General features: G+C 32.6%; 3 protein-coding genes. 1 reads left to right on the top strand and 2 read right to left on the bottom strand.

The features are described from left to right. Together AB8B65_RS09945 and rnpA are read right to left on the bottom strand one after the other, a co-directional pair. Positions 1-1,638, bottom strand: a complete 1,638-nt coding sequence (locus AB8B65_RS09945; RefSeq protein WP_405300811.1) for a S41 family peptidase — start codon at positions 1,636-1,638, stop codon at positions 1-3. Positions 1,639-1,680: 42 nt separating this feature from the next. Next, positions 1,681-2,073, bottom strand: coding sequence for a ribonuclease P protein component (gene rnpA / locus AB8B65_RS09940; protein ID WP_405300810.1), 393 nt, complete (start codon positions 2,071-2,073; stop codon positions 1,681-1,683). A 74-nt stretch (positions 2,074-2,147) separates the two neighbouring features. Here rnpA and AB8B65_RS09935 point away from each other — a divergent pair, with 74 nt between their 5' ends. Next, positions 2,148-2,465, top strand: coding sequence for a hypothetical protein (locus tag AB8B65_RS09935; protein ID WP_405300809.1), 318 nt, complete (start codon positions 2,148-2,150; stop codon positions 2,463-2,465). Positions 2,466-2,616: the final 151 nt, after the last annotated feature.

Here is a 2,616-nt window from a genome sequence, read left to right as displayed (position 1 = left end):
TTAGTTTAAAATACCGTCGTATTTACTTTTGTTTGCTAATAAAGCGGTTGCTGCTTTAATGGCTTCATCGTTTGTTAATTGATACTCATATAAGCCTTCACGATAGAAATAACGCTTTAATATTTCGTTTTGAAGCTCTACTTCAATTTGTGATTTATAGGTGTCTAAAGCGTCTACTTTACTTTGTTTGATAGACGTTAATAAATCACCGTATTCTTTTGAAACATTGTTACCAAAATCAGTGGCTTCTTTTGTGCTCATTATTTTTTTGAGTTCTTTTTCAGTATTGGTTTCGTAAAAATCCATTCCTGAAGCTGCTATGTTTTGTTTGAACGCGTCATAATTTACATTATCACCAGAAAAATCATTGATAGAAGCAAATGAATTTTGATTGTAAAATTCCGTGGCATAATTGAAAATAGCTAAGTTTCCGATCAACGATCTTGTAAAGTCACTTGTTTTTTGTGAAGAAATTTCGATGTCTGGATTAATTCCACCACCATCATATACCGTTCTTCCTTTTTTGGTTTTAAAAGCGTTATAGTCAGCTTCTCCAGTTCGTACTGCATTTCCATTGGCATCTCTATTCCAATAATCTAACGCTTGAATACAACGACCAGAAGGTGTGTAATATCTTGATATTGTTACTTTTAATTGCGTTCCGTACGTTAGTTTTTTAGGTTGTTGTACCAATCCTTTTCCAAAACTACGTGCACCAATAACAACAGCTCTGTCTAAATCTTGTAATGCTCCAGAAACAATTTCACTTGCAGAAGCACTTCGTCCATTTACCAAAACAACTAAAGGAATTTCCGTATCCACTGGTTTTTTTCTGGTTTTGTAGGTTCTATTGTATTTTTTTACTTTCGATTTTGTGGTTACTATCACTTCGCCTTTTGGCACAAATAAATTTACAATCGAAATTGATTCTCTTAGCAATCCACCAGGGTTTCCACGCAAGTCTAATACAATTCGTTCTGCGCCTTTTTCTTTTAGTCTTTCCAGCGCATCTTTGGTTTGTGCACTTGCTTTTTTGTTGAATTTAGCCAAAACAATATATCCTGTTTTGTCATCAATCATTTTATAAAAAGGAACCGCGTCTACTTCAATTTTACTTCGAGTTAGCTCGGTTGTGTATTCTTTTCCTTGACGTTTGTATACAATTGTTACTTTGCTATTGGCAGCACCTTTTAGTAATTCGCCCGTATCTTCTTTAAAACTAGCAATGACAATGTCGCCAATTTTTACAATTTCATCACCGGCTTTTAATCCCGCTTTATCGGCAGGATAATCTTTATATGGCTCAATGATGGTAATTTTATTTTTGTTTCTACGAACAGAAGCACCAATTCCTGAATATTCGCCAGCGTTTCTAATTTTAGCCGCTTCTACATCTTGTTCGTTGTAGAATTTGGTATACGGATCTAAATCGTTTAGCATTTCTTTGATGGCATCATCCATCAATTCAGCAGGATTTGTTTCATCTACATAATTCATGTTCAATTGCTTAAACATGGTTGTGAATATTTCAATTTGCTTTGCAATTTCAAAGAAATCACTTTTAAAACCTACGGCACCAAATAAAAGTGTGATTGCCAATACAGGAATGATAACTCGTTTTTTGAATAGTTTCTTCATCTTTTTACTTCATTATTAGCTAGAAAGATAGCGTATGTGTTTTTATTTTTCAGGGGTAATTGTTGTGTCTGTTTTTTCAATAAACTTTTCTAACAGTCGAACCATCGCTTTTTCTATTTCTTCAAAAGTTGGTTCTTGCTTTCCAATATACAAAAACATAAAAGCATAGGATGTTGATATTGTGTTAAAAACGTCATTTTTGTGCAAACGATAGGCTTCTCGCATTAATCTTTTAATCCGATTGCGCGTTACTGCTTTTTTAAAACGTCTTTTAGTGACAGAAACTCCTGCCTGAATTGGCACATCTTTAGGCAAATTGGTTGCAACATAGATGAGTTTTAGTGGAAATTTAGACACAGCATTTCCTTCGCTAAAAAGGAGTTCAATACACTTTTTGCTTTTTAATTTTTCTTCTTTTGGAAAACGATAGTTCATGAATACGTATTGATTCTCGGTAAAAATAGAAAATAAGATTGTATTTACTATCTTTATTGTACACGGACCGCATAATGAAGCAAGTAAAATTAGAGCGTTATTTTAAATTATTTACAAATACAGAAGCAGAAAGCTTCTTTGATAATTCGTTGAAGACAAAGCAGATTCATTTCGTAAAAAGAGAAATACCTGACTCTAAGTTTACAGAATATTTTTTTCATGAAAAAGATCTTCCGTATGTAGAAAAGGTAAATGAGCGCTTAAAAGAGAAAGAAACGAAAGATACAGAGCGAGAAATTAATACATTGTTCCACAAATCGGACCGTACTATACTTTTATTGAAATTTATATTAATAGCATTGATTATTGCCATTATAATTTCTATTTCATAAAAAAGTACAATTAATTTCTATACCGTCTTTTTCTTTTAATTACTACGTTATTTATTTTCGTTTCATAAACATTACTTTTAACCATAGTTAATTTGGGTTGAAAACCAATGCCTGTATCCGTTTCACAGGCTTTTACTAAAGTGCTATACCA

It is taken from the genome of Kordia sp. (assembly GCF_045105435.1).
Lineage (GTDB): Bacteria > Bacteroidota > Bacteroidia > Flavobacteriales > Flavobacteriaceae > Kordia.
Note: the sequence above shows the minus strand (reverse complement) of the source record. Positions and strands in the feature narration are given on the sequence as shown.

Coding starts and splice junctions, on each gene's coding strand:
- AB8B65_RS09945 (WP_405300811.1), bottom strand. CDS start 1,638: ATGAAGAAACTATTCAAAAAACGAGTTATCATTCCTGTATTGGCAATC.
- rnpA (WP_405300810.1), bottom strand. CDS start 2,073: ATGAACTATCGTTTTCCAAAAGAAGAAAAATTAAAAAGCAAAAAGTGT.
- AB8B65_RS09935 (WP_405300809.1), top strand. CDS start 2,148: ATGAAGCAAGTAAAATTAGAGCGTTATTTTAAATTATTTACAAATACA.